The organism is Pseudomonas donghuensis (genome assembly GCF_000696345.2).
GTDB classification, from domain to species: Bacteria; Pseudomonadota; Gammaproteobacteria; order Pseudomonadales; family Pseudomonadaceae; genus Aquipseudomonas; species Aquipseudomonas donghuensis.
In genome coordinates, this window is record NZ_CP071706.1 from 3,857,828 (window position 1) to 3,884,646 (window position 26,819).

The following is a 26,819-nucleotide window of genomic DNA, read 5'->3' on the forward strand; positions in this document are numbered from 1 at the left end:
ACCTTTATCGACTTTTTACCGTAGAATCACCCGGCCTTTTTAAGGCAGCAATGTCCGTTAGAAGCTGTTTTCAAAGCGTCACGAGCACAGTTCATCCGGTAGAACGGCGTTGGCCCGGGATATTCGCTTCGCGCATGTCCCGCGCCAGCCCTCATCAGCCTCCGTTCTACAGGCGTAAAACTTTGAAAGCAGCTTCTGTAAGGATTTCCTGCAACCCTGGCTACGCGGCCCAAGAAGCCGTATTGCGCACGGGTGCCGGAATTTCTGGATGAGCGTCCCGGACACCCATTTGGGACCACTGATGAGGGTAATAACTGTGCTTGAAGCCTACCGCAAACACATCGAAGAGCGTGCCGCCCAGGGTATCGTGCCCCAGCCGCTTAACGCCGAACAAACCGCAGGCCTGGTCGAGCTGCTGAAGAATCCCCCTGCTGGCGAAGAAGCAGTCCTCGTCGACCTGATCACCAACCGCGTTCCACCAGGAGTGGACGAAGCCGCCTACGTCAAGGCCGGTTTCCTTTCCGCCATCGCCAAGGGCGAAGCCAACTCGCCGCTGATCGACAAGAAGCGCGCCGTTGAGCTGCTGGGCACCATGCAGGGCGGCTACAACATCGCCACCATGGTCGAGCTGCTGGACAACGCCGAACTGGCCGCCGTCGCCGCCGAACAGCTCAAGCACACCCTGCTGATGTTCGATGCCTTCCACGACGTCGCCGAAAAAGCCAAGGCGGGCAATGCCCACGCCAAGGCCGTGCTGGAATCCTGGGCCGCCGGTGAGTGGTTCACCAGCAAGCCAGCCATCGCTGACAAGTACAGCCTGACCGTGTTCAAGGTCCCTGGCGAAACCAACACCGACGATCTGTCCCCTGCCCCGGACGCCTGGTCGCGCCCTGACATCCCGCTGCACGCCCTGGCCATGCTGAAAATGGCCCGTGACGGCATCGTGCCTGAGCAACAAGGCGCCATCGGCCCGCTCAAGCAGATCGAAGAAGTCAAAGCCAAGGGCTTCCCGGTGGCCTACGTCGGTGACGTGGTCGGTACCGGTTCCTCGCGTAAATCCGCCACCAACTCGGTGCTGTGGTTCTTCGGCGACGACATCCCGTACGTACCGAACAAGCGCGCTGGCGGCTTCTGCTTCGGCTCGAAAATCGCCCCGATCTTCTACAACACCATGGAAGACGCCGGCGCCCTGCCGATCGAGTTCGACGTGTCGAACCTGAACATGGGTGACGTCATCGACGTCTACCCGCACGCGGGCAAAGTCTGCAAGCACGGCAGCGAAGACGTCATCACCACCTTCGAACTGAAGACCCCGGTGCTGCTCGACGAAGTCCGCGCTGGCGGCCGTATCCCGCTGATCGTCGGCCGTGGCCTGACCGAGAAAGCCCGCGCCGAGCTGGGCCTGGGCCCAACCAACCTGTTCAAGCTGCCTGAAGCACCTGTCGACACCGGCAAGGGCTACACCCTGGCCCAGAAGATGGTCGGCAAGGCCTGCGGCCTGCCTGAAGGCAAAGGCGTGCGTCCAGGCACCTACTGCGAACCGAAGATGACCACCGTCGGCTCCCAGGACACCACTGGCCCGATGACCCGTGACGAGCTGAAAGACCTGGCGTGCCTGGGCTTCTCCGCCGACCTGGTCATGCAGTCGTTCTGCCACACCGCGGCCTATCCGAAGCCGATCGACGTCACCACCCACCACACCCTGCCGGATTTCATCCGCACCCGTGGCGGCGTGTCCCTGCGTCCAGGCGACGGCATCATCCACAGCTGGCTGAACCGCATGCTGCTGCCGGACACCGTCGGTACCGGTGGTGACTCGCACACCCGCTTCCCGATCGGCATCTCGTTCCCGGCCGGTTCCGGCCTGGTCGCCTTCGCCGCTGCCACCGGCGTCATGCCGCTGGACATGCCGGAGTCGGTACTGGTGCGCTTCAAGGGCAAACTGCAACCCGGCATCACCCTGCGTGACCTGGTCCACGCCATCCCTTACTACGGCATCCAGAAAGGCCTGCTGACCGTCGAGAAGAAAGGCAAGATCAACGCCTTCTCCGGCCGCATCCTGGAAATCGAAGGCCTGGACGAGCTGACCGTCGAGCAAGCGTTCGAACTGTCCGACGCCTCGGCTGAACGTTCGGCCGCCGGTTGCACCATCAAGCTGCCAGAAAAAGCCGTTGCCGAGTACCTGAAGTCGAACATCACCCTGCTGCGCTGGATGATCAGCGAAGGCTACGGCGATGCCCGCACCATGGAACGCCGCGCGCAAGCGATGGAAGCCTGGCTGGCCAACCCGCAGCTGCTGGCTGCCGACAAGGACGCCGAATACGCCGAGATCATCGAGATCGACCTGGCCGACGTCAAAGAGCCTGTGCTCTGCGCCCCGAACGACCCGGACGACGCCCGTCTGCTCTCCTCCGTACAGGGCGAGAAGATCGACGAAGTGTTCATCGGTTCGTGCATGACCAACATCGGTCACTTCCGCGCTGCCGGCAAGCTGCTGGACAAGGTCAAAGGCTCGATCCCGACCCGTCTGTGGCTGTCGCCGCCAACCAAGATGGACGCTCACCAGCTGACCGAAGAAGGCTACTACGGCATCTACGGCAAGGCTGGCGCGCGCATGGAAATGCCGGGCTGCTCGCTGTGCATGGGTAACCAGGCACGTGTTGCAGCGAACTCGACCGTTGTGTCGACTTCGACCCGTAACTTCCCGAACCGTCTGGGCGATGGCGCCAACGTCTACCTGGCCTCTGCCGAGCTGGCCGCTGTTGCCTCGATCCTGGGCAAGCTGCCAACCGTCGAAGAGTACATGGAGTACGCGAAGAACATCGACAGCATGGCTGCCGACGTTTACCGCTACCTGAGCTTCGACCAGATCGCCGAGTTCCGTGAAGCGGCTGCGAACGCCAAGATCCCGGTTGTTCAAGCGTAAGCTGACTTAGCGTGAAAAAAAGCCCCGCCAATTGGCGGGGCTTTTTATTACCCTTTGAAAAGCATCGCTGGCAAGCCAGCTCCCACAGGTACTGTATGCACAGGACCACTGTGGGAGCTGGCTTGCCAGCGATGAGGCCCTCAGATCACGAACAAATCCACAAACCGCTGCACCGCCGTCGCCTCAAGCACCGCCTGGTCTTTGCACAAGGCAAAGATCTCGGCACTGCGCTGCCCGGTAAAACGCGTCGCCAGGTTGGCCTTGAACTTCTCTTCCAGCAATGGAATCCCCTCGGCCCGACGGCGACGATGGCCAATCGGGTACTCCACCACCACCTGCTCGGTGCTCGAACCATCATTGAAAAACACCTGCACGGCATTGGCGATCGAACGCTTGTCGGCCTCCAGGTATTCACGGGTAAAGCGCGGCTCTTCGACGATCTCCATCTTCTCGCGCAGGCGGTCGATGATCGGGTGCGCGGCATGGAAATCATCTTCGTACTGCTCGGCCACCAGGTTGCCGAAAATCAGCGGCACGGCGGTCATGTACTGGATGCAGTGATCGCGGTCGGCGGCATTGGCCAGGGTGCCGACCTTGGAGATGATGCGGATTGCCGACTCATGGGTGGTAATGACGATGCGCTCGATGTCATGCAGACGGTTGCGCACCTGCGGGTGCAGGATCACCGCCGCTTCACAAGCGGTCTGGGCATGGAATTCGGCAGGGAAGCTGATCTTGAACAGCACGTTTTCCATCACGTAACTGGCGTATTTTTGCGTCAGGCTGAAGGCGCGCTTGTCTTCAGGCTTGAGCGCCAGATCCTTGTTGGTATGACTGAACAACACATCATAAAAGCCCCACTGCGGCGCACTCAGCACCCCGGGAATACCCATCTCGCCACGCAGGGCGATATCGGCCAGGCGCACGCCACGGCTGGAAGCATCGCCCGCCGCCCAGGACTTGCGCGAGCCGGCATTCGGCGCATGACGGTAGGTTCGCAGGGCCTGGCCGTCGACAAAGGCATGGGAAAGCGCCGCAAGAAGCTGTTCGCGATTGGCGCCCATGAGTTTGGCGCACACCGCTGTCGAGGCGACCTTGACCAGCAGCACATGGTCGAGGCCGACGCGGTTGAAGGAGTTTTCCAAGGCAATCACGCCCTGGATCTCATGGGCCATGATCATCGCCTCAAGCACCACGCGCATGCTCAAGGGCGCTTCGCCATTGGCCACACGTTTTTGCGACAGGTGATCGGCCACGGCCAGGATACCGCCGAGGTTGTCCGAGGGATGCCCCCACTCGGCGGCCAGCCAGGTATCGTTGTAGTCGAGCCAACGGACGATGCAACCGATGTCCCAGGCCGCTTTCACCGGGTCCAGGCGGTAGCTGGTACCCGGCACCCGCGCGCCGAACGGCACCACGGTCCCCTCCACCAGCGGCCCCAGGTGCTTGGTGCACTCCGGGAAGCGCAACGCCAGCAGGCCACAGCCCAGGGTGTCCATCAGGCAGTTGCGCGCCGTGTCCAGCGCCTCCGGCGATTCGACCTTGAACTCCAGGACATAGTCAGCGATATCCTGCAGCACCCGGTCGTAGTCGGGTCGGTTGTTCAGATCAACGTTGGCACTCATTTCATTTCTCTCTGTTGACGTCGGTAACAGGGAGCCAAGCGCCGCTACTGGTTAGAAGGCATCACCGGGTACCCGTACCCAGCCCTCCATCAGTACGCGAGCGCTACGGCTCATGATTGCTTTGGTGACAGTCCACTCGCCGTTCACCTGGCGGGCTTCGGCGCCAACGCGCAGGGTGCCCGAGGGGTGACCGAAACGTACGGCGCTGCGCTCACCACCACCGGCGGCGAGGTTGACCAGGGTGCCGGGCACTGCCGCGGCAGTACCGATGGCGACCGCGGCGGTGCCCATCATGGCGTGGTGCAACTTGCCCATGGACAGTGCCCGTACCAATAGATCAACGTCGCCGGCGGCCACGGCTTTACCGCTGGATGACTGATAAGCCGCCGGTGGCGCGACGAAGGCGACTTTCGGGGTGTGCTGGCGCTTGGCGGCTTCGTCGACATGCTCGATCAGGCCCATGCGCACCGCGCCATAGGCACGGATGGTCTCGAACCGGGCCAGGGCTTGCGGGTCGCTGTTGATCGCGTCCTGCAACTCAGTGCCGGTGTAACCGAGGGCCTCGGCCTGGATGAAGATGGTCGGGATGCCGGCATTGATCAGCGTGGCCTTCAGCGTACCGACACCGGGTACCACCAGGTCGTCGACCAGGTTGCCGGTGGGGAACATCGAGCCGCCCTCGCCGTCTTCATCGGCGGCCGGGTCCATGAATTCGAGCTGCACCTCGGCGGCCGGGAAGGTCACGCCGTCCAGTTCGAAGTCGCCGGTTTCCTGGACTTCGCCGTGAGTGATCGGTACGTGAGCAATGATGGTCTTGCCGATATTGGCCTGCCAGATGCGCACCACGGCCACGCCGTCGTGCGGGATGCGGCTGCTGTCGACCAGGCCGGCGCTGATGGCGAACGAGCCGACTGCCGCCGAGAGGTTGCCGCAGTTGCCGCTCCAGTCGACGAACGCGGTGTCGATCGAGACCTGGCCGAACAGGTAGTCGACATCGTGCTCGGGCTTGATGCTGCGCGAAAGGATCACGGTTTTGCTGGTGCTGGACGTCGCACCGCCCATGCCGTCGATCTGCTTGCCGTAGGGGTCGGGGCTGCCGATCACCCGCAGCAGCAGCGCGTCACGGGCGGGGCCCGGGATCTGCGCGCTTTCGGGCAGGTCGTCGAGGCGGAAGAACACGCCCTTGCTGGTGCCGCCACGGATGTAGGTGGCGGGGATTTTGATCTGGGGTACGTGAGCCATGGTTGAGTTGTCCTGTGAGTGCTTTGGGGGAGCTATCGCGGGTCAAGCCCGCTCCCACTGAACTGTGGGAGCGGGCTTGACCCGCGATGAGGCCCTACCTCAAACGGCCGCCGATTCGAGGAAGTCCTGGGCAAAGCGCTGCAGCACCCCGCCCGCTTCGTAGATCGACACTTCTTCGGCGGTATCCAGGCGGCAGGTCACCGGCACCTCGACGCGCTCGCCGTTGGCCCGGGTGATGACCAGGGTCAGGGTCGCCCGCGGGGTCCGCTCGCCGAGCACGTCGAAGGTCTCGGTGCCGTCGATGCCCAGGGTCTTGCGGTTGGCGCCCGGCTTGAACTCCAGCGGCAACACGCCCATGCCCACCAGGTTGGTGCGGTGGATACGCTCGAAACCCTCGGCCACGATGGCCTCGACACCGGCCAGGCGCACGCCCTTGGCCGCCCAGTCACGGGACGAGCCCTGGCCGTAGTCGGCGCCGGCGACGATGATCAGCGGCTGCTTGCGCTGCATGTAGGTTTCGATCGCCTCCCACATGCGCGTGACCTTGCCTTCCGGCTCGATACGCGCCAGCGAACCCTGCTTGACCTTACCGCCTTCCTGGACCATTTCGTTGAACAGTTTCGGGTTGGCGAACGTTGCGCGCTGCGCGGTCAGGTGGTCGCCGCGGTGCGTTGCGTAGGAGTTGAAGTCTTCCTCCGGCAAGCCCATTTTCGCCAGGTACTCACCGGCGGCGCTGTCGAGCATGATGGCGTTGGACGGCGACAGGTGGTCGGTGGTGATGTTATCCGGCAGCACCGCCAACGGACGCATGCCCTTGAGCGTGCGCTCGCCGGCCAGCGCGCCTTCCCAGTACGGCGGGCGACGGATGTAGGTGCTCATCGGGCGCCAGTCGTACAGCGGGGTGACCTTGGGCCCGGTGTCTTCCTGCACGGCGAACATCGGGATGTAGACCTGGCGGAACTGCTCGGGCTTGACCGCCGCCTTGACCACCGCGTCGATCTCTTCGTCGCTTGGCCAGATGTCTTTCAGGCGGATTTCCTTGCCGTCGACCACGCCCAGCACGTCCTTCTCGATGTCGAAACGGATGGTGCCGGCAATCGCATAGGCCACCACCAATGGCGGCGATGCCAGGAACGCCTGCTTGGCGTACGGGTGGATGCGGCCGTCGAAGTTGCGGTTGCCCGAGAGCACGGCGGTGGCGTACAGGTCGCGGTCGATGATCTCTTGCTGGATGGCCGGATCAAGGGCGCCGGACATGCCGTTGCAGGTGGTGCAGGCAAAGGCGACGATGCCAAAACCGAGCTGCTCCAACTCGTCATCCAGGCCCGCCTCTTTCAGGTACAGGGCCACGGTTTTCGAGCCCGGTGCCAGCGACGACTTCACCCACGGCTTGCGCACCAGGCCAAGCTTGTTGGCGTTGCGTGCGAGCAAACCGGCGGCAATCACGTTGCGCGGGTTGCTGGTGTTGGTGCAGCTGGTGATGGCGGCGATGATCACTGCGCCATCGGGCATTTGCCCCGGCACTTCCTCCCACTGGCCGGCGATGCCCTTGCTCGCCAGGTCGCTGGTGGCGACCCGGGCGTGCGGGTTGGACGGCCCGGCCATGTTGCGCACCACGCTGGACAGGTCGAAGCGCAGCACCCGCTCGTACTCGGCATTGGCCAGGCTGTCGGACCACAGGCCTGCGACCTTGGCGTAGGTTTCCACCAGCTTGACCTGCGCGTCTTCACGGCCGGTGAGCTTGAGGTAGTCGATGGTCTGCTGGTCGATGGAGAACATCGCCGCGGTGGCGCCGTATTCCGGAGCCATGTTGGAGATCGTTGCACGGTCGCCCAGGGTCAGGGCGCGGGCGCCTTCGCCGTAGAATTCCAGGTAGGCGCCAACGACTTTTTCCTTGCGCAGGAATTCGGTCAGGGCCAGTACCACGTCGGTGGCGGTGATGCCCGGCTGTGGCTTGCCCGAGAGCTCGACGCCGACGATTTCCGGCAGGCGCATCCACGACGCGCGGCCGAGCATGACGTTCTCGGCTTCGAGGCCGCCGACGCCGATGGCGATCACGCCCAGGGCATCGACGTGCGGGGTGTGGCTGTCGGTGCCGACGCAGGTGTCCGGGTAGGCCACGCCGCGCTCGGCGTGAATCACCGGCGACATCTTCTCCAGGTTGATCTGGTGCATGATGCCGTTGCCCGGCTGGATCACGTCGACGTTCTTGAACGCCTTCTTGGTCCAGTTGATGAAGTGGAAGCGGTCTTCGTTGCGGCGGTCTTCGATGGCGCGGTTCTTCTCGAACGCCTGCGGGTCGAAACCACCGCATTCCACTGCCAGGGAGTGGTCGACGATCAGTTGCACCGGTACCACCGGGTTGACCTGGGCCGGGTCACCGCCACCGTCGGCGATGGCGTCGCGCAGGCCGGCCAGGTCCACCAGCGCGGTCTGGCCGAGAATGTCGTGGCACACCACGCGGGCCGGGAACCAGGGGAAGTCGAGGTCGCGCTTGCGCTCGATCAACTGGCCCAGCGAGGCATTGAGGCTGGCCGGGTCGCAGCGGCGCACGAGGTTTTCCGCCAGGACGCGCGAGGTATAAGGAAGACGGTCATAGGCGCCGGGCTTGATCGCATCGACGGCCGCGCGGGCGTCGAAATAATCCAGGCCAGTGCCCGGCAGGTTCTTGCGAAATTCACTATTCATGGCACAGGGACTCAATCACGGTAAGGTCGAAAGCCAGCTACAAGCCCCAAGCCACTAGCGGCAAGCAAAGCAGATGAGTGGTGCGTCAGCATTTGCTGCCGGGGCACATCCCTGCTGTTACTTGCAGCTTGGCGCTTCAAGCTTGCAGCTCGGCCTAGTCTCAGCGTTGTTCGATTGGCACGAACTTGCGCTGTTCGACGCCGGTGTACTCGGCGCTCGGGCGGATGATGCGGTTGTTGGCACGCTGCTCGAATACATGCGCCGCCCAGCCGGTCAGGCGCGAGCAGACGAAGATCGGGGTGAACAGCTTGGTCGGGATGCCCATGAAGTGGTACGCCGAGGCATGGTAGAAGTCGGCGTTGGGGAACAGCTTCTTCTGCTCCCACATGGTCTTGTCGATGGCTTCGGACACCGGGTACAGCACAGTGTCGCCCACCTCATCGGCAAGCTTCTTCGACCAGGCCTTGATCACTTCGTTACGCGGGTCGGACTCTTTGTAGATGGCATGGCCGAAGCCCATGATCTTGTCCTTGCGCGCCAGCATCTGCAGCAGCTCGGTCACCGCTTCCTGCGGGCTCTGGAAGCGCTCGATCAGCTCCATCGCCGCTTCGTTGGCGCCGCCGTGCAGCGGGCCGCGCAGCGAGCCGATGGCGGCCGTGACGCAGGAGTACAGGTCAGACAGGGTCGAGGCGCAAACCCGGGCGGTGAAGGTCGAGGCGTTGAACTCGTGCTCGGCGTAGAGGATCAGCGAGACGTTCATCACCTTGACGTGCAGCGCGCTCGGCTTCTTGTCATGCAGCAGGTGCAGGAAGTGGCCGCCAATGGTGTCTTCATCGCTGCTGCAGTCGATGCGCACGCCATCGTGGGTGAAGCGGTACCAGTAGCACATTACCGCCGGGAACAGCGCCAGCAGGCGATCGGTCTTGTCGTGCTGCTGCTCGAAGGTCAGCTCCGGCTCCAGGGTGCCGAGCACCGAACAACCGGTACGCATCACGTCCATCGGGTGGGCGCTTGCCGGGATGCGCTCAAGCACTTCTTTGAGCGCCTGCGGCAGGTCACGCAGGGTTTTCAGCTTTTGCTGGTACTGGGCCAGCTGCGCCTTGCTCGGCAGCTCGCCGTACAGCAGCAGGTAGGCGACTTCTTCAAACAGCGCGTGCTCGGCCAGGTCGCGCACGTCGTAACCACGATAGGTCAGGCCGGCACCGGCCTGGCCCACGGTCGACAGTGCGGTTTGCCCGGCCACTTGACCACGCAGGCCGGCACCACTGAGTACTTTTGCTTCGGCCATTGTCTTTCTCCTTTCTTGAATTTGTTATGGAATCTCAGGCTGATCGCGGGGCAAGCCCGCGCCTACAGAGGACCTCAGCCCTTTTTCTGGGCGAACAGTGCATCGAGCTTCTGCTCGAACACGTGGTAGTTGATGGCGTCGTACAGCTCCATGCGCGTCTGCATGGTATCGATGACGTTCTTCTGCGTGCCGTCGCGACGCAGCGCGGTGTAGACGTTTTCGGCAGCCTTGTTCATGGCGCGGAAGGCCGACAGCGGGTAGAGCACCAGCGAGACATCGACCGACGCCAGTTCTTCGGTGGTGTACAGCGGCGTGGCACCGAACTCGGTGATGTTGGCCAGGATCGGGGCTTTGACCCGGTCGGCGAAGGTCTTGTACATCGAAAGCTCGGTGATGGCTTCCGGGAAGACCATGTCGGCACCAGCTTCGATGCAGGCAGCGGCGCGGTCCAGGGCCGCTTCCAGGCCTTCAACGGCCAGGGCGTCGGTACGCGCCATGATCACGAAACTGTCGTCGGTACGGGCGTCAACCGCGGCCTTGATGCGGTCGACCATCTCCTGCTGGGAGACGATCTCCTTGTTCGGGCGGTGGCCGCAACGCTTGGCGCCGACCTGGTCTTCGATATGAATGGCCGCGGCACCGAACTTGATCATTGACTTGACGGTACGCGCGACGTTGAACGCCGAGGAACCAAAACCGGTATCCACGTCCACCAGCAGCGGCAGGTCGCAGACGTCGGTGATGCGCCGTACGTCGGTCAGTACGTCATCCAGGCCACTGATGCCCAGGTCAGGCAGGCCCAGGGAGCCTGCGGCCACGCCGCCACCGGACAGGTAAATGGCCTTGAAACCGGCACGCTGGGCCAGCAGCGCGTGGTTGGCGTTGATGGCACCAACCACCTGCAGCGGGTGTTCGGCGGCAACTGCATCGCGAAAGCGCTGGCCGGGACTGCTTTTCTGACTCATGACTCACCTCGTGGGCTGGAAGCGTCCAGATAGTGACGCTCGATGTTGCGTTTGGAGGCGCCGATGTGGCGGCGCATCAAGAGCTCGGCCAGTTCACCGTCACGGTCGGCGATGGCATCGAGAATCCGGTGGTGTTCGGCGAACGCCTGGCGTGGCCGGTTGGGCGTGGCGGAGAACTGGATGCGGTACATGCGCACCAGTTGATACAGCTCGCCGCAGAGCATCTGCACCAGGGTGCGGTTGCCGCTGCCCTGGATGATCCGGTAATGGAAGTCGAAATCACCTTCCTGCTGGTAATAGCCAAGGCCGGCCTGGAAGGTGGCGTCGCGCTCGTGGGTGTCGAGCACCCGGCGCAGCTCGTCGATCTCGGCTACGCTCATACGCTCGGCGGCCAGGCGGCAGGCCATGCCTTCGAGGGACTCGCGGATTTCGTACAGTTCGATCAGTTCGGCATGGCTGAGCGACACCACCCGCGCCCCGACATGCGGCACGCGCACCAGCAGGCGCTGGCCTTCCAGGCGATGGATCGCCTCGCGCAGCGGCCCGCGGCTGATGCCGTAGGTGCGCGCCAGCTCAGGCTCGGAGATCTTGCTGCCGGGGGCGATCTCGCCTTTGACGATGGCCGCCTGGATACGCCGGAAGACGTTTTCCGAGAGGGTTTCGCTGTCGTCTGCCACTGTGCCGGGGGCTTGGGCTGTGTCCAGCATATTGTTGACACCTCATAAATCAATGAGGGCAAAACTAGCCAAATCGACACCCATAGTCAAAGACAAAATGAATATTGTCGACAATCGTCTAAGAACGAACTTCAAGGTCCCGGTTGTTGTCTGAGTGCAGCCGCTGGCGCCAGCACACCAGCGTGATAGAATGCCGCGCCTCCCGACGGGGCACGAATAGTGTGTCTGTCATCTGTTTATGCAGGTGGCAGGTAAACGAGGAAGCTTGCGCAGTACTGCCAGTGGCCTTGACCCGAACATCGCACAGCACCGCGCCAGGATTTATGAGACTTACGCCCCTCCCCCTGTTGTTCAGCCTCTGTCTGTTGCCGGCCCTGGGCCAGGCTGCGGAAAAGACCGTGTACGGCCTTAATGAATACGCCCGCCTGGCCGATATCGACCTGGAAGTGGCGGCCAAACTCGACACCGGGGCCAAGACCGCCTCGCTCAGTGCCCGCGACATCAAGCGCTTCAAGCGCAACGGTGAGTCCTGGGTGCGCTTCTACCTGGCAATTGACGCTGCCCACTCGCATCCGATAGAACGACCACTGGCCCGCGTCAGCAAGATCAAGCGACGCGCCGGTGACTACGACCCGGACGAAGGCAAGGCCTATACCGCCCGCCCGGTGATTGCCATGAACATCTGCATGGGTACGGCCCTGCGCAGCATCGAAGTGAACCTGACCGACCGCAGCGCGTTCCAGTATCCGCTGCTGATCGGCTCCGAGGCCCTCAAGCACTTCGACGCGCTGGTCGACCCAAGCCTTAAATACGCTGCCGGCAAACCCGCCTGCGCCACTGACGCTCATACCGCAGAGTAATCCTGATGCGCTCTCTTACCCTCCATCTGAAAGTCCTGATTACCGTCCTGGTGCTACTGGGCATCCTGGTCACGGCCTATCAGATCTTCTTTCTCGGCATTCCGGTGACCGAGGATGAAACCGATGACCTGTGGAACATCGACGCCAAGGTCGAGTTCGTCGCCAGCCCCAAGGACCCGGTCAAGGTCCAGATGTTCGTCCCCCCGCTGAGCCGCGACTACGTGAGCCTCAACGAGAGTTTCATCTCCAATAACTACGGCGTCAGCGTCAACCGCGTCGACGGCAACCGCAAGGTGACCTGGTCGGCACGCCGCGCCAACGGCAACCAGACCCTCTACTACCGCCTGGTGCTGACCAAGCGCTATAGCACCGAAAAGGCCAAGATCAAGGGCCCGACCTTCCGCGACAGCCTGGCGGTCGAAGGCCCGGAAAAAGTCGCCGCCGAAGCCCTGATGGCGCCAATCCGCCAGCATTCGGCTGACGTCGAGACCTTCGTCGGCGAAACCATCAAGCGGGTCAACAACCTCAACGACGACAACGTCAAGCTGCTGCTGGCCGGCGACACCTCGTCGCTGAACAAGGCCAAGGTCATCGACCTGCTGCTGTCGATCGCCCACGTACCGGTCGAGAAGGTGCACACCATCCGCCTGGTCGCCGACCAGCCGCAAACCCCTGAACTGTGGCTGCGCAGCTTCAACGGCACCGACTGGCTGTACTTCAACCCGGACACCGGCGAGCAAGGCCTGCCGGCCGACCGCCTGCTGTGGTGGACCGGTGATGACAACCTGATCACCGTCGATGGCGGCAAGAAAGCCAACGTCAGCTTCAGCCTCAACAACAGCGAAATGAACGCCATTCGCCTGGCCAAGCTGACCGACGAGAACACCGACGCCGACTTCCTCGAATACTCGCTGTACGGCCTGCCGCTGCAGACCCAGCAGACCTTCATGATCATGGTGATGATCCCGATCGGCGTACTGGTGATCCTGGTGCTGCGCAACCTGATCGGCATCCAGACCCTGGGTACCTTCACCCCGGTGCTGATCGCCCTGGCCTTCCGCGAAACCCAGCTGGGCTTCGGCATCATCCTGTTCACGGTGATCACCGCGCTCGGCCTGTCGCTACGCTCCTACCTCGAGCACCTTAAATTGCAGATGCTGCCGCGCCTGTCGGTGGTCCTGACCTTCGTCGTGGTGCTGATTGCCGCCATCAGCCTGTTCAGCCACAAGCTGGGCCTGGAACGCGGCCTGTCGGTGGCGCTGTTCCCGATGGTGATCCTGACCATGACCATCGAACGCCTGTCGATCACCTGGGAAGAACGCGGCGGTGGCCATGCCATGAAAGTGGCGATCGGCACCCTGTTCGCCGCCTCCCTGGCACACCTGCTGATGAGCGTGCCGGAGCTGGTGTACTTCGTCTTCACCTTCCCGGCGGTACTGTTGATTCTGGTGGGCTTCATGCTGGCAATGGGTCGCTACCGCGGCTACCGCCTGACGGAGCTGGTGCGCTTCAAGGCTTTCGTGAAGGCTGACGCCTGATGTTCGGTCTCTGGAAAACCTGGAAAGCCCTGGAGGCCCGGGGCATCATGGGTATCAACCGGCGCAATGCGGACTACGTCCTCAAGTACAACAAGCGCCATTTGTACCCGATCGTCGACGACAAGATCATCACCAAGGAGCGTGCGATCCGGGCCGGCATCCATGTGCCGGAAATGTACGGGATCATCTCCACCGAGAAAGAGATCGACAAGCTCGGGGAAATCATCGGCGGGCGCAGCGACTTTGTCGTCAAGCCTGCCCAGGGTGCCGGTGGTGACGGCATCCTGGTGGTTGCCGATCGCTTCGAAGACCGTTATCGCACGGTCTCGGGCAAGATCATCAGCCACGAGGAAATCGAGCACCAGATCTCCAGCATCCTCACCGGCCTGTACTCCCTGGGCGGCCACCGCGACCGCGCGCTGATCGAGTACCGGGTCACCCCGGACCAGATCTTCAAGAGCATCAGCTACGAAGGCGTGCCGGACATCCGCATCATCGTGCTGATGGGCTACCCGGTAATGGCCATGCTGCGCCTGCCGACCCGCCAGTCCGGCGGCAAGGCCAACCTGCACCAGGGCGCCATCGGTGTCGGCGTCGACCTGGCCACTGGCGTGACCCTGCGCGGCACCTGGCTGAACAACATCATCAGCAAGCACCCGGACACCACCAACGCGGTGGACGGCGTGCAACTGCCGAACTGGGACGGCTTCATGAAGCTTGCCGCCGGCTGCTACGAGCTGTGCGGCCTGGGTTACATCGGGGTCGACATGGTCCTGGACCAGGACAAGGGCCCGTTGATCCTCGAGCTCAACGCCCGCCCCGGCCTGAACATCCAGATCGCCAACGACTGCGGCCTGACCCTGCGCACCCACGCGGTGGAGGCGCACCTGGAGCAACTGGCCAAAGACGGCCGCCAGGAGAGCGTCGAAGAACGCGTACGCTTCGCCCAGGAGCTGTTCGGCCACGTGCCGAGCTGAGTGCACATCCTGTCTGCGTCAGCCGGTCCGGCTGGCGCAGGCTGGAGACTCAATGTCGTAGTCAGCGCTAGGAGCATTTCCTACAGAGGACTACAATCGCCTCCCCGCATTCATAGCTGTTACTTGCATGCCGACCTGTACGCTCCACCCCCTGCCCTACCAGGCCGATCCCGCGGCCTACTTTGCGCGCATCCGCAAGGCGCCCGGAGCCGTGCTGCTCGACAGCGCCCGACCGACGGCCGAACGCGGTCGCTTTGACCTGCTCAGCGCCTGGCCGCTGCAGACCCTGGCACCGACGGTGGATGAAAGCGGCAGCGCTTACCTGCAGCGCCTGCGTGACAGCCTGACGCAACTGGGCCGGGCGCAGGTACCCGATGGCGTCGAATTACCGTTTGCCGGTGGTCTGATCGGTTATTTGAGCTACGATTTCGGCCGACGCCTGGAGCACCTGCCCAGCGTTGCCGTCGACGATCTGGGCCTGGCCGATGCCAGCCTTGGCCTGTATGCCTGGGCGCTGATCAGCGATCACCAGCAACAGCACAGCCAGCTGCTGTTCCACCCAAGCCTGGCCGAGGCCGAGCGTCAACGCCTGATCGAACTGTTCGAGGCACCAGCCACTGTCGACACCGCCAGCTTTGCGCTGCAGGCGCCAATGCGCGGCGATATCAGCGCAGAACACTACCGCCAGGCCTTTGACCGGGTGCAGCAGTACATCCATGCCGGCGACTGCTACCAGATCAACCTCACCCAGCGCTTTCGCGCCCCCTGCCAGGGCGACCCCTGGCATGCCTACCAGGCCCTGCGCCAGGCTTGCCCGACGCCGTATTCGGGGTTCCAGCTGCTGGCCGATGGCAGCGCGCTGCTGAGCTTCTCGCCAGAGCGCTTCATCCGCGTCAGTAACGGCCAGGTCGAAACCCGGCCGATCAAGGGCACCCGCCCACGCAGCAGCGATGCCGGCGAAGATGCACGCAACGCCGCCGAACTGCTGGGTAGCAGCAAGGATCGCGCAGAAAACCTGATGATCGTCGATCTGCTGCGCAACGACCTGGGGCGCACCTGCGAGATCGGCTCGGTAAAAGTGCCGGAGCTGTTCAGCCTCGAGAGCTACCCCAACGTGCATCACCTGGTCAGCAGCGTCACCGGGCGCCTGGCGGCCGGCAAGGACGCCCTGGACCTGATCGCCGACAGCTTCCCCGGTGGCTCGATCACCGGCGCGCCGAAAATCCGCGCCATGCAGATCATCGACGAGCTGGAGCCCAGCCGCCGGGCGCTGTATTGCGGGTCACTGTTGTATGTGGACGTGCGCGGAGAAATGGACAGCTCGATTGCCATCCGCAGCCTGCTGGTCAAGGACGCCCAAGTGTGCTGCTGGGGGGGTGGCGCAGTGGTGGCGGATTCGGACTGGCAGGCGGAGTACGAAGAGTCGATCACCAAGGTCAAGGTGTTGCTCGAGACCTTGCAAAGTCTCTAAAAGCATCGCTGGCAAGCCAGCTCCCACAGGTTGGGTGGTGAACCTGTGGGAGCTGGCTTGCCAGCGATAAGGCCCCTACAGGCTCAACGACCGGTTCGAAGCCTTGATGAACTCTTTCTTCAGCGCCGTAAAATCATGCACCGCCGGGAACTGCGGGAACTCCCGAATGACGTTCTCCGGCGCATGGAACAGAATCCCCGCATCCGCTTCGCCAAGCATGCTGGTGTCGTTGTACGAATCGCCCGCGGCAATCACCCGGTAGTACAGGCTCTTGAAGGCCAGCACCGACTGACGCTTGGGGTCCTTCTGGCGCAACTGGTAACCGGTGACCCGATCGGATTCGTCGGTGATCAGGCGATGGCACAGCAAGGTCGGGAAGCCCAGCTGGCGCATCAGCGGCTGGGAGAATTCGTAGAAGGTGTCGGAGAGAATCACCACCTGGAAGCGCTCCCGCAGCCAGGCGACGAATTCAATGGCGCCGTCCAGCGGCTTGAGCGTGGCAATCACCGCCTGGATATCGGCAAGCTTCAGGCCATGCTCATCGAGAATGCGCAGGCGCTGTTTCATCAGCACGTCGTAATCGGGAACATCGCGGGTGGTGGCTCGCAGCGATTCGATTCCGGTTTTTTCCGCGAAGGCGATCCAGATTTCCGGGACCAGCACACCTTCCAGGTCGAGACAGGCAATTTCCACAGCACACTCCTCGAACAACGCCAAAAATGGGAAGCCGCACTCTACATGCGCGGCGTCGACCCCGGCAATTTTTGTTAAGATCAGGGTATTACGAGCGCCAAGCGCCACTCAACGACCGGAAGCCGCCTGATGAGCCAACCCTTCGACGTCGCCGCCCTGGCCGCGACCTACGCCAACAAGTCGCCGCAAGATATTCTCAAGCTGGCCTTCGAGCACTTCGGCGATGACCTGTGGATTTCCTTCAGCGGTGCCGAAGACGTGGTGCTGGTGGACATGGCCTGGAAGCTCAACAAGAACGTCAAGGTGTTCAGCCTCGACACCGGCCGCCTGCACCCGGAAACCTACCGGTTCATCGAGCAGGTGCGCGAACAGTACAAGCTGCCGATCGAGGTCCTCTCCCCCGACCCCAGCAAGCTTGAGCCCCTGGTCAAAGAAAAAGGCCTGTTCAGCTTCTACAAGGACGGCCATGGCGAGTGCTGCGGCATCCGCAAGATCGAACCGCTGCGGCGCAAGCTGAGCACCGTCAGCGCCTGGGCCACCGGCCAGCGCCGTGACCAGAGCCCGGGCACCCGCAGCCAGGTGGCAGTGCTGGAAATCGACAGTGCGTTCTCCACCCCCGAGCACACCCTGTACAAGTTCAACCCGCTGGCACAAATGAGCAGCGAGGAAGTCTGGGGCTACATCCGCATGCTTGAGCTGCCGTACAACAGCCTGCACGAGCGCGGCTTCATCAGCATCGGCTGCGAACCCTGCACCCGCCCGGTGCTGCCGAACCAGCACGAGCGCGAAGGCCGCTGGTGGTGGGAAGAGTCGACCCAGAAAGAATGCGGGCTGCACGCCGGCAACCTGATCACCAAGGGCTGACCTCCTCGGGCTGGCAATAGCGCTCAAGGTGCCGCTCAAGCTCCACGATCGCCTGGCGCAGCAGTTCCACCAGTTGGCTGATGCGGTGGGCCGGGGCATGCGCGGCGCAGGCCTTCTCCAGTTGGGCGCAGATGTCCAGCAGATCGTGGGCGCGGATCATCCGCGCCCCGCCCTTGAGGCGGTGCACCAGGTCGGCAAGCGCCGCCAGGTCCTTACCGTCGTGCAGCCGGTCCAGCCGCCGCAGATCCTGGCGGTTACTGCTGAGCAAATCGCCGAGCAGGGCTTTGACCTTGCCCTGGTCGCCCACGGCCAACACCAGCAGGCTGGAGATGTCCACGCCTGGCAGCACAGCTAGCGGCGGGGCCTCGACCGGCACCGACGCAGCGCACGCCACCCCGCCCAACGCCTGTGCCAAATCATCGATACTCAAGGGCTTGAACAGGCACGCATTCATTCCCGCCGCCCGGCAGCGGGCGCGTTCGGACACCTGTGCGTTGGCGGTCACCGCCAGCACCCGGCAGGCGCGCCTGCCGGCCCGCCGCTCATGCTCGCGGATCGCCCGGGCCAGCCGGTAACCATCGAAAATCGGCATATTGCAGTCGGCAATGACCACATCGAACGGTTCTCGCAGCCAGCAGCGCAACCCCTCACCGCCGTGTTCGCACACCCGCACGCGATGGCCCAGGTAGCCGAGCTGGTGCATGAGCAGAATGCGATTGGCCGGATAATCATCCACCACCAGCACCTTTAGCGGTTTTGCCCCGCCAGCACCCTCCCGGCACCTGCCTGGCACAGTGCTGGAAGCCGAGGGCGGCAGGCAGGTCAGGCTCAACTGCAACTCGACGCGCGTACCGACGCCAATGCTGCTATCGAGCTGCAGGCGCCCGCCCATCAGTTCGCACAGCATCCGACAAATGCTCAGCCCCAGGCCCGCACCGTTGCGCCCCGTTTGCCGGTTGTTGCTGGCCTGGCAATAGGGCGTCCCCAGGCGTGACAGGTCAGCCATGGGAATGCCGACGCCGGTATCTTCCACCACCAGGGTGACGGCTACCCGGTGGCGCTGGCGTTGCGTTTCAAGGCGCACACGCACTGAGCCTTCACGGGTGAACTTGATCGCATTGCTGACCAGGTTGGACAGAATCTGCTTGAAGCGCAGAGCATCGAGCAGCACGTCGCTATCCAGCGCACCAGCGACCTCCAGATACAAGCGCAGGCCCTTGCTCTGGGCCTGCTGTTCAAACATGCGCACCACGCCTTCGACCTGCTGGCGCAACGGGGTACGCCGTGGTTCGAGCAGCAGTTGGCCGGATTCGATGCGGGTGACATCCAGCACATCGCCGAGCAACTCCAGCAGGCCACGCGCCGAGCTTGAGGCCACCTCGATGGCCAGCCGATCGAGCACACCCTGTTCGGCCTTTTCCTGGGCCAGCTCGAGCATGCCCAACAGGGCATTCATGGGCGTGCGGATCTCATGGCTCATGGTCGCCAGAAATGTCGTCTTGGCCTGGTTGGCCGCCTCTGCCTGCTCTTTGGCGGCTTGCAGCTCAGCGTACAGCTGGCTCAAGGCCCGTTCGGTGCGTTCACACTTGCGGATCGACTGGCGCAGGTAGTGAATCCATACCAGCGCCAGTGCCAGCAAGCTGCCGACCAAGGCACACGCCTGGGCGATCAGGCGCCCATTGTCGTGCCAGAAACTGTCGACTATCGCCAGCGTGGGGTTTTGCACCACCACCGCATGCGCATGAGCCTCAAAGGCGCGCAAGCCGCGGATCGCATCCGGCCAGATACCTGGCGTTACGTCATCGGCGCCAGCCACTTCGGTCAGGCATAACAGGGCCAGCAACCCCAGCGCTTGCAGCAATCGAGCCTGCACACAATTGCGCAACCTAGACGAGCAGATTGCGCTTGGCGACATCCGCCAGGTCCACCAATGATTTGACCCTCAGTTTTTCGATCAGGCGGGTTTTATAGGTGCTGATGGTCTTGTTGCTCAACAGCATCGCATCGCCAATGGCCTTGTTGCTCAAGCCCCGGGCCAACTGTTGCAGCACCAGCAGCTCACGGTTGGTCAGGCTGGCGATGCATTCGGCCTCCGTGGCCCGCACATCGACCCTGCTCACGGAGCTCAGGGCAACCTCGGGAAAGTAGGTGTAGCCGGACATGACCGCATGCACCGCCTTGCTCAGTTCGCACAGGTCATCGGTTTTCGACACGTAGCCGACCGCCCCCGCCTTCATGCAGCGCAAGGAAAAGTATTCAGCCTGTTGCGAAGTCAGGATCAGAATCTTCAGCGCAAGCTTCATCGCCTTGACCCGGGCGATGACTTCCAGGCCGTCGAGCCCCGGGATGCTGATATCGAGAATCATCAGGTCCGGGCTCAACTCTCGTGCCAGCCGAACGGCATCGATGCCGTTATCGGTCTGGCCAACCACATCGAAGCGTTCGCTGACGAGCAGCAAGTTGACGCTGGAACGAATAAACGGGTGGTCATCGACGATCAAGACACTACTCATGCTTTCCCTCATACCACGACGGTGACTGGGCTCGGTTCACCCCTGGAAGGCAATCTCGCGGCGCTGTTCGCCCTCGATCAGCTCAAAGCGATAATGACGCCCGGGCTTTTTCTCGAACACGCGGACATTGCCCGGCAACACATGGTGCTTGGTCGCCGGCACACAGTCCTGGTTACCGGCGGCGCAGTCATTGAAATGATCGAGCACGATAGTGGTATTGCCCTTGTTGGGAATCAGGAAGCGCCCAGCCTGATGTTCAACCTCGGTCTGGTAGCGGCTTGCCTGGGGCCGTACGAACAGGATCGAACCATAACCGGCGAGGATATTGACCCCGACCTTGAGGGCGTCTTCATAGCGTTCGGCTTCGTCTTCGGTAATGGCAAAACCGTCGTCGACCTCCGGCAGCACCGGAATGAAACGCAAGCGGAAATAGCGCTCCTGATCGCGCTCGCCGCGGTAAAGCAGACGCACCGCCTGCATGCCATTGGCGGGGATGATCAGCCGCGCCGGGCTCACCACCAGGCCGCGCTGCAACGCCTCGCGCCCGTCCATCTCGACCTCGCGGGCCTGGCCCTGGTTGTCGTAGACCAACTCGACAACGCTGACCTTGACGAACGCCGTGGCGTCTCCCGCATTGCGAACCCGCTTGAGCAGCGTGCTTTTGTCGCCATCGAGATAGTCATAAAACGTGCCGATATTGAGCTCAGGGCCCGCGAATGCGGACCCACAAAGCAGCATCAACAGCACTGGCATTGCCAGAATTCCCTTCATGCGTACGCCTCCCTTAGGCAAATGGCCAATTAATATCATTCTCATCGAGCGGGATTAGCCGGGCAACCTGCACGACCTATAGGAAACTTCCCAAAATCAAGGAGAAACGTCTTACATCCTTTTCGGGCTTCGTGAGCCACTGGCTGTCTACAGCGCAGCATCCACTACCAGCGTGACATCGCCCTGATAGGTTTCCCCCGGATGTAAAAGCATTTGTGCGACATCAGCCTGGGACACTTCAAACAGCAGGCGCCCCTGGCGGTCGCGCGTTTCCTCGATAGTGTCGATGGTAAGTGCTGCGCCGCCGCCTACCGGCAACGGCAAGTCCTCAACCAGCGCACCGGCATGGCGCATGCTCGGCGGCAGGGTCAGGGCGAAGGTCAACGGCACCTGATGATCGCGACGATTGCGGATCCCGCACCGCCCGCCCATGGTGTATTCGCAGCGGGCATGGACACTGATGGCACTGGTGGTCCAGATGCGAAACGGAAGATGGCGGTACAGGCGCTGCGGCGCGGCCCCTCGGTTGCTCCAGCTGGCCCAGCCACCTGCGGGTTCAAGTACCGCCCGCTCGGAGCCGGCCGGAAACTCGATCTTCAAGGGGTGTCTGACGGTTACTTCAAAATCCAGGGTCCAATGGCTTATCGGGTAGGAACTGTTACCGGTGTCAAACTCCCCCCTCCCGGAAAAGCAACCCTCCATGGCAATTGAGCCCTATAGACACCGTTTTTCAGTGATGTGGCAGACGGCAACTGCAGGTCGAAGGATATTCCCATTACGTGGGTCCAGTGCTCGCCTCTGGCTCCTGGACTATGATGTCGCTCACCTATCCAGCAACCAAGACTCGGGTCGATGATCGCCCCGAGGTATTCAGTGTTGAGAGATGCGGGGTTACGCGACGCCACGCCCCTACACCCTCCGTTATTTGGGTAATCCACTTCCAGATTCCTGGTAGATCTGATTCTCAGGCCGACATGGGTCGGCTTGAACTGAGCACGGAACGAATCCCCGTGCTCATTGACCAGATGCAAGGTGGTTACGTCCGGCAGTTTGAAGAAGTACCTGTTTCGTAAATCTGGGTCTTGTTGGAAGGTGGTCTTGTTGTAACTGGCCGGGAAATTGAACGTGTACTTGTGTTCGTTGTACCGAGTACAGTGAACCAGCCCCGAACAGAACTCCGCCGGCGGCGTGGTATTGACGAACTCGTCCGGCCTATAGCCTGGCCGAGGGCCGGTGTATTCAAAGGTAATGTTCGCCACGTTGGCCTCGGCCTTAGCGCTGAGCAGCCCTGGCAAACCGCCCCCTGATACACCCATGAACACGGCAAACGCCGCGCCCAGGGATTTTCGCAGTCGCCGCATCACGCTTCCTCCTTCATCTGTTTCAACTCGGCCCGGGCCACATTGGCACCGGCGCAGGTCAAATCACCGACCAGCAGTACATCGTTCTCCCGCGCAAACCTGCCTTGGTCAAAACTGAGCAGGCACAAGGCATCCCCGGCTCGGCGAATCTCCAGGGTCGGCGTCGATTCGCTCATCTCGATAGCAAAGAACCCATCTGCCTCACTGACACTGCGGCTGGCGTGATTGATCACCAATGCGCCCCTGAGCGGCTGGCCTTTGGCGTCGACCAGTCGACCGATCACTGTGAGGGTCTGCATCACGCGAATCCGGTGGTACTCCACGCCTCCGCGGTTGAGGTGATACTCAAGGCTTGATGGCTGAATCACGGCGGCATGGGCATCATGTCCATCAAAATCGAAGTGCACCTGGCCAGCCTTGTAGGCCGCCACCGGGATGACATTGCGCCCGGGGCGCAGTACCGCACCATAGCCCCGATGGTCATCGGCACGCATACGCACGCCCTGCAGGTCGGACTCCACATCGACGATCAACCCCGCCTCATGGGGCAGGTACTGCCCGGACATCGCCACCTTGCCGGCGCCAACCGCCACCACGCTGTCCAGGTTCAGGCCAGCGGTCAACTCGCCGTTGTAGGAAGAACTTTGGGCATAGGCATCACCGTGCACCAGCGGGCTTTCGAACAGGGCATTGCCGCCAAAACCGGTCCCATAGCTATCCAGCGAGACAGTGCCAGCCAGGCTGCGCAAGGCGCCGTAGTCAACATCCTGCTGATAGGTCAACGAAGCATTCTGGTCGCGCTCGCCGTCACGTGACGTCCTGCTACCCAGGGTTGCCGAGATTCGCTGCCCAGGCCCCCCCAGGCTCATGCTCATGCTCAAGCTGACGCCGCGGTTCCGCGCATTGCCGGAACTGCTGGTGCCGGGCCGGTCGAACAGCGACAGGCGCCAGCTGGTATCGGAGTTCAGCAGCTTACCGAAGTAGCCCCAGCCCAGATCCACGCCGGTGCCATCTGCGCCGGTACCGCTGCTATGGGACAGGCGCAGGGTGGCAGTACTTTGCCGATCGACCCTGTGGCTCAGCGATAGCGCACTCTGGCGGACCTCCTGGACACGCGTACCGGCATAGACCGTATCCATAACCTCGTCGACCCGGCGACTATCGAGCCAGGACCGGCTGTGGCTGAACACCAGCGAGCCCAATGCGTAGTTGTAGATACCCTGCAAGTCATAGCCGTTGCCGTTGTCTTCGGTATGAAACACGCTGGCATACAGCTTCAGCGGATCGAGCACATCCCAGTCCAGCGAGCCGCCGTATTGCATCAGCTCGTCGATACGCTGGGTAGAGAGCCCGAGCACCACCCTGGGATGGGCCAGATAGTTAGTGAATGCACCGGCGGTGAAGCTGTCGTCGTAGGTCTGGTCCCAGTTGCTCCACAGGCTGCTCTGCTGCCCAAGGTAGATGTTGTAGCGCCAGGGAGACTCGGCGTTGCTCCAGTTACTGGGTTTGTAGATAAACGCTTCGGTGCGCGAGGTTTCCTGATTGTCTTCGATCAGGCGTACCTCCACTTCATAGATGCCGCCCGGCAACACCCGGGTATCCAGGGCCTGCAAACCAGCCTGCACGGCCTGACTGTTGATCAGTACACCGTTACGGTAGATTTCCGCGATACCGGAGCGGTTGGGCGTGACGTAGATGGGCGTTGCACTGGCCTGGCCATTGTTGAGCGCCAGGCTGTCGCTGCTACCGAGCATAAACCCGCGTGTGGTATCGGGATGATTACCCAACAGGCGCGGTTGGCGGGTGAGCCCCTGGGCGCCTGGCGTGAAATACCCCAGGCGAAAAAAATGATTGTCGTGCAGACGTTCGCCATAGAGCTGGTCGACCCGGTGCCGGGTTTGCTCGAGGTTGTCGCTGTTGCGGTCGAACTGGGCCTCGCCCAGGGCCGTCCAGTTGCCGAAGCTGCTTTGCCCTTGGACGGCATAACGTCCGGTGGTGTCGTTATCTGCATCGACCAGGTTCAACTGATTGCGCAGCAGCAAGCCATGGCTGCCACGCTCGGGCAATTGATGATAAAGCCTCGGCTGATCACTGCGCTCGGCCGCTGCGGTAAGAATCGACAACTGCGAATTCACCAGGCTGTAGTGCAAGGCCACCAACCCCTGCGGACAACTGGACAGGCAGTTGCCCAGTGACCTTGGCTCGCTGAGCTGTTCGCGCCAGCGGGAGCGCTCGGTGTCGGCGACCTGGCTCTCGAAGGTGTCGGTGAAGTCGAGCAACTGCACCTGCTCATCACGCGACAGCACGACCAGGGCATCCCCCAGGTAGCGACCATCAAGGTCGACCCTGACCGCCAATGGCACATCGAAGAAATGCTCAGTGAACTCTTGCGGCAGGCCCTGGGCCTGGGTCAGTACACCAAGGTGAGTGGACGGCCCCTGCGCATCGGCCCAGGCTGACGCCATACCCGAAAAGGCCAGACACCCCAGTGTCATTCGGATTACAGCAACTAATGGCACGTAATTGACCATGTCCATGTTTTCACAGGCAATATTCACCCCACCCCAGGCAAGTGCATGAGGAGCGGGGCGAACAGAAGGGGAAGGGAAAAACGCCAGGCTGGCGACTTACGGCGTGACGGTCTCGAACATCATGTTGATGATGCCCTGGTAGTTGCCGGGCACGTAGCCGCTTGGGCCTGCGGACTGCGCGGCGACGTCAAAACCGACCCGGGCACCCGCTGCGGCATCGGCTGCCGGGACCACCGGAGCGGAAGTGGTGGTCAAACCGGTGCCATTGACCGCTACGTCCAGGCCGATGCTGTTGGCACCACTGCTGATCACGGCCGGGCTGAGCAGGCGCGCGGAAATGGCTCCAGTGGTGCTCTTGACCTGCAGCTGTTTACGAATCGGCTCAAGCGACTCGCGCATCGGGTTCCAGGCCATGCTCTGGGGTTCGTTCATCCAGTTGCCGCCCACCGGCTCGACGTAGAAGTTCTCGGTAGGAATAGTCGCTATAACGGTGACCTGTTTCTCCAACGGCTCCACCGCAAAAACGTTAGCTGCGGCCAGCATGGCCAATGGCAGGGCCAGAAAAGTGCGTTTCATGAAGTGCTCCTCGAATTGACCTGTGAAACCGTCACAGGTGACGTGCCAACGGCGAAGTGCCCGCCGGCTGATGCCGCACCGCACAGTGCGGTTGGCGAGGAGGATTATTCGGCAGTTTTCTGACGCAAAAAGTCGGACCACTCCCAGGGGCATTGGGAAATTTCCCAAGCAATACAAACGTTAAAACGTACGCAAAAAAAACGCCCCTCGCGGGGCGCTTTGCAGCGATCAAACCGGCATCAATGCACCGGCAACTCGACACCTTCGAACAGCTCTTCAAGCTCCTGCTTGTTGTGGCAGGCGATAGCCTTGGCCATCACTTCGCGGGTCAGGTGCGGGGCGAACTTCTCGATGAAGTCGCACATGAAGCCGCGCAGGAAGGTGCCACGGCGGAAACCGATCTTGGTCACGCTGGACTCAAACAGCTCGCTGGCATCGAGCACCACCAGGTCATTATCGAGCTTGGTGTCGACGGCCATCTTGGCCACGATACCGACGCCCAGGCCCAGGCGCACGTAGGTTTTGATCACGTCGGCGTCGGCGGCGGTGAACACCACTTTCGGGGTCAGGCCGCGATGACTGAAGGCTTCGTCGAGCTTGGAGCGGCCGGTAAAACCGAACACGTAGGTGACGATCGGGTATTCGGCCAGGGCTTCGAGGGTAAGCTTGGGCAGCTTGGTCAGCGGGTGGCCTTGCGGTACCACCACGCAACGGTTCCAGCGGTAGCACGGCATCATCACCAGGTCGCCGAACAGCTCCAGGGCTTCGGTGGCAATGGCGAAATCGACGGTGCCGTCAGCAGCCATTTCGGCGATCTGCATGGGCGAGCCCTGATGCATGTGCAGGGCCACTTCCGGATATTGCTTGATGAAGCTGCTGATCACCGGCGGCAAGGCATAACGCGCCTGGGTATGGGTGGTGGCGATCGACAGGGTGCCCTTCTTCTCGTTGGAGAATTCCTGGGCGATCTGCTTGATGCTTTCAACCTTGCGCAGGATCTCGCCGGCAGTGGTAATGATGCGCTCACCGGCCGGGGTCACGCGGGTCAGGTGCTTGCCGCTGCGGGCGAACACTTCGACGCCCAGTTCGTCTTCAAGCAGGCGGATCTGCTTACTGATGCCCGGCTGGGACGTATACAGGCTCTGCGCTGTCGCGGAGACGTTGAGGTCGTGGTGCGCCACTTCCCAGATGTAGCGCAATTGTTGAAGCTTCATAGGTATCCCTCAAATCAGCTGGGCGTCACCGGCAGCAGC

21 protein-coding genes are annotated in these 26,819 nt (G+C 62.3%); 6 read left to right on the plus strand and 15 right to left on the minus strand.

Features of this window, described 5'->3' with window-relative positions; genetic code table 11:
- Positions 1-316 precede the first annotated feature (316 nt).
- Positions 317-2,926 carry a bifunctional aconitate hydratase 2/2-methylisocitrate dehydratase gene (acnB, locus tag BV82_RS17960; RefSeq protein WP_010222521.1) on the plus strand — a complete coding sequence of 870 codons (2,610 nt, stop codon included), beginning with the start codon at positions 317-319 and terminating at the stop codon, positions 2,924-2,926.
- 140 nt (positions 2,927-3,066) lie between these two features.
- Here the strand turns inward: acnB and prpD are convergent, their stop codons facing one another.
- From prpD to BV82_RS17990, 6 genes are all read right to left on the minus strand, one after another.
- Complete coding sequence (gene prpD, locus BV82_RS17965; protein WP_036996354.1) at positions 3,067-4,551, minus strand: 2-methylcitrate dehydratase; 1,485 nt, start codon at positions 4,549-4,551, stop codon at positions 3,067-3,069.
- Positions 4,552-4,602: 51 nt separating this feature from the next.
- Positions 4,603-5,793 (minus strand): 2-methylaconitate cis-trans isomerase PrpF, encoded by a 1,191-nt coding sequence (gene prpF, locus BV82_RS17970; protein WP_010222523.1) that lies wholly within the window; start codon positions 5,791-5,793, stop codon positions 4,603-4,605.
- A gap of 99 nt (positions 5,794-5,892) precedes the next feature.
- The gene (gene acnD, locus BV82_RS17975; protein WP_036996357.1) at positions 5,893-8,481 is read right to left on the minus strand and encodes a Fe/S-dependent 2-methylisocitrate dehydratase AcnD; all 2,589 of its coding nucleotides are present in this window, start codon (positions 8,479-8,481) and stop codon (positions 5,893-5,895) included.
- Positions 8,482-8,641: 160 nt separating this feature from the next.
- A complete protein-coding gene (gene prpC, locus BV82_RS17980) occupies positions 8,642-9,769 on the minus strand; it encodes a bifunctional 2-methylcitrate synthase/citrate synthase (protein ID WP_010222525.1) in 1,128 nt (375 codons plus the stop codon).
- A gap of 74 nt (positions 9,770-9,843) precedes the next feature.
- Positions 9,844-10,734 carry a methylisocitrate lyase gene (gene prpB, locus BV82_RS17985; RefSeq protein ID WP_010222526.1) on the minus strand — a complete coding sequence of 297 codons (891 nt, stop codon included), beginning with the start codon at positions 10,732-10,734 and terminating at the stop codon, positions 9,844-9,846.
- Entirely contained in the window at positions 10,731-11,441 is a 711-nt protein-coding gene (locus BV82_RS17990; protein WP_010222527.1) for a GntR family transcriptional regulator, read from the minus strand. The genes prpB and BV82_RS17990 overlap by 4 nt, the downstream gene beginning before the upstream one ends.
- Before the next feature lie 293 nt (positions 11,442-11,734).
- Between BV82_RS17990 and rloA the strand changes: the two genes are divergently transcribed.
- The 4 genes from rloA (at position 11,735) to pabB (ending at position 16,257) form a co-directional block, all read left to right on the plus strand.
- Positions 11,735-12,271, plus strand: coding sequence for a retropepsin-like aspartic peptidase RloA (gene rloA, locus BV82_RS17995; RefSeq protein WP_026001282.1), 537 nt, complete (start codon positions 11,735-11,737; stop codon positions 12,269-12,271).
- A gap of 5 nt (positions 12,272-12,276) precedes the next feature.
- Positions 12,277-13,809: an osmotic stress tolerance membrane protein RloB gene (rloB, locus tag BV82_RS18000; protein ID WP_010222529.1), complete on the plus strand. Its 1,533-nt coding sequence runs from the start codon at positions 12,277-12,279 to the stop codon at positions 13,807-13,809.
- Positions 13,809-14,786, plus strand: a complete 978-nt coding sequence (locus BV82_RS18005) for an alpha-L-glutamate ligase-like protein (protein WP_010222530.1) — start codon at positions 13,809-13,811, stop codon at positions 14,784-14,786. The genes rloB and BV82_RS18005 overlap by 1 nt, the downstream gene beginning before the upstream one ends.
- Before the next feature lie 127 nt (positions 14,787-14,913).
- The gene (gene pabB, locus BV82_RS18010) at positions 14,914-16,257 is read left to right on the plus strand and encodes an aminodeoxychorismate synthase component I (protein ID WP_010222531.1); all 1,344 of its coding nucleotides are present in this window, start codon (positions 14,914-14,916) and stop codon (positions 16,255-16,257) included.
- A 75-nt stretch (positions 16,258-16,332) separates the two neighbouring features.
- Here the strand turns inward: pabB and thrH are convergent, their stop codons facing one another.
- A complete protein-coding gene (thrH, locus tag BV82_RS18015) occupies positions 16,333-16,950 on the minus strand; it encodes a bifunctional phosphoserine phosphatase/homoserine phosphotransferase ThrH (RefSeq protein ID WP_036996358.1) in 618 nt (205 codons plus the stop codon).
- Positions 16,951-17,079: 129 nt separating this feature from the next.
- On the opposite strand from thrH, the gene BV82_RS18020 reads away from it, so the two are divergent.
- Entirely contained in the window at positions 17,080-17,814 is a 735-nt protein-coding gene (locus BV82_RS18020) for a phosphoadenylyl-sulfate reductase (RefSeq protein WP_010222533.1), read from the plus strand.
- Here the strand turns inward: BV82_RS18020 and BV82_RS18025 are convergent.
- From BV82_RS18025 to cysB, 8 genes are all read right to left on the minus strand, one after another.
- A complete protein-coding gene (locus BV82_RS18025; RefSeq protein ID WP_158491195.1) occupies positions 17,801-19,687 on the minus strand; it encodes an ATP-binding protein in 1,887 nt (628 codons plus the stop codon). The two genes, BV82_RS18020 and BV82_RS18025, sit on opposite strands and share 14 nt — an antisense overlap.
- 13 nt (positions 19,688-19,700) lie before the next feature.
- Entirely contained in the window at positions 19,701-20,327 is a 627-nt protein-coding gene (locus BV82_RS18030) for a response regulator transcription factor (protein ID WP_010222535.1), read from the minus strand.
- Positions 20,328-20,363: 36 nt separating this feature from the next.
- Positions 20,364-21,098, minus strand: coding sequence for a fimbrial biogenesis chaperone (locus tag BV82_RS18035; RefSeq protein ID WP_026001283.1), 735 nt, complete (start codon positions 21,096-21,098; stop codon positions 20,364-20,366).
- Positions 21,099-21,245: 147 nt separating this feature from the next.
- Positions 21,246-21,698, minus strand: a complete 453-nt coding sequence (locus tag BV82_RS18040; RefSeq protein WP_036996359.1) for a hypothetical protein — start codon at positions 21,696-21,698, stop codon at positions 21,246-21,248.
- 41 nt (positions 21,699-21,739) lie between these two features.
- Positions 21,740-22,459 carry a hypothetical protein gene (locus tag BV82_RS18045; protein ID WP_036996360.1) on the minus strand — a complete coding sequence of 240 codons (720 nt, stop codon included), beginning with the start codon at positions 22,457-22,459 and terminating at the stop codon, positions 21,740-21,742.
- Positions 22,459-24,924 (minus strand): CS1-pili formation C-terminal domain-containing protein, encoded by a 2,466-nt coding sequence (locus BV82_RS18050; protein WP_081839694.1) that lies wholly within the window; start codon positions 24,922-24,924, stop codon positions 22,459-22,461. The genes BV82_RS18045 and BV82_RS18050 overlap by 1 nt, the downstream gene beginning before the upstream one ends.
- Before the next feature lie 162 nt (positions 24,925-25,086).
- The gene (locus tag BV82_RS18055; protein WP_036996364.1) at positions 25,087-25,566 is read right to left on the minus strand and encodes a CS1 type fimbrial major subunit; all 480 of its coding nucleotides are present in this window, start codon (positions 25,564-25,566) and stop codon (positions 25,087-25,089) included.
- A 239-nt stretch (positions 25,567-25,805) separates the two neighbouring features.
- Complete coding sequence (gene cysB / locus BV82_RS18060) at positions 25,806-26,780, minus strand: HTH-type transcriptional regulator CysB (RefSeq protein WP_010222540.1); 975 nt, start codon at positions 26,778-26,780, stop codon at positions 25,806-25,808.
- Between the last annotated feature and the right edge of the window lie 39 nt (positions 26,781-26,819).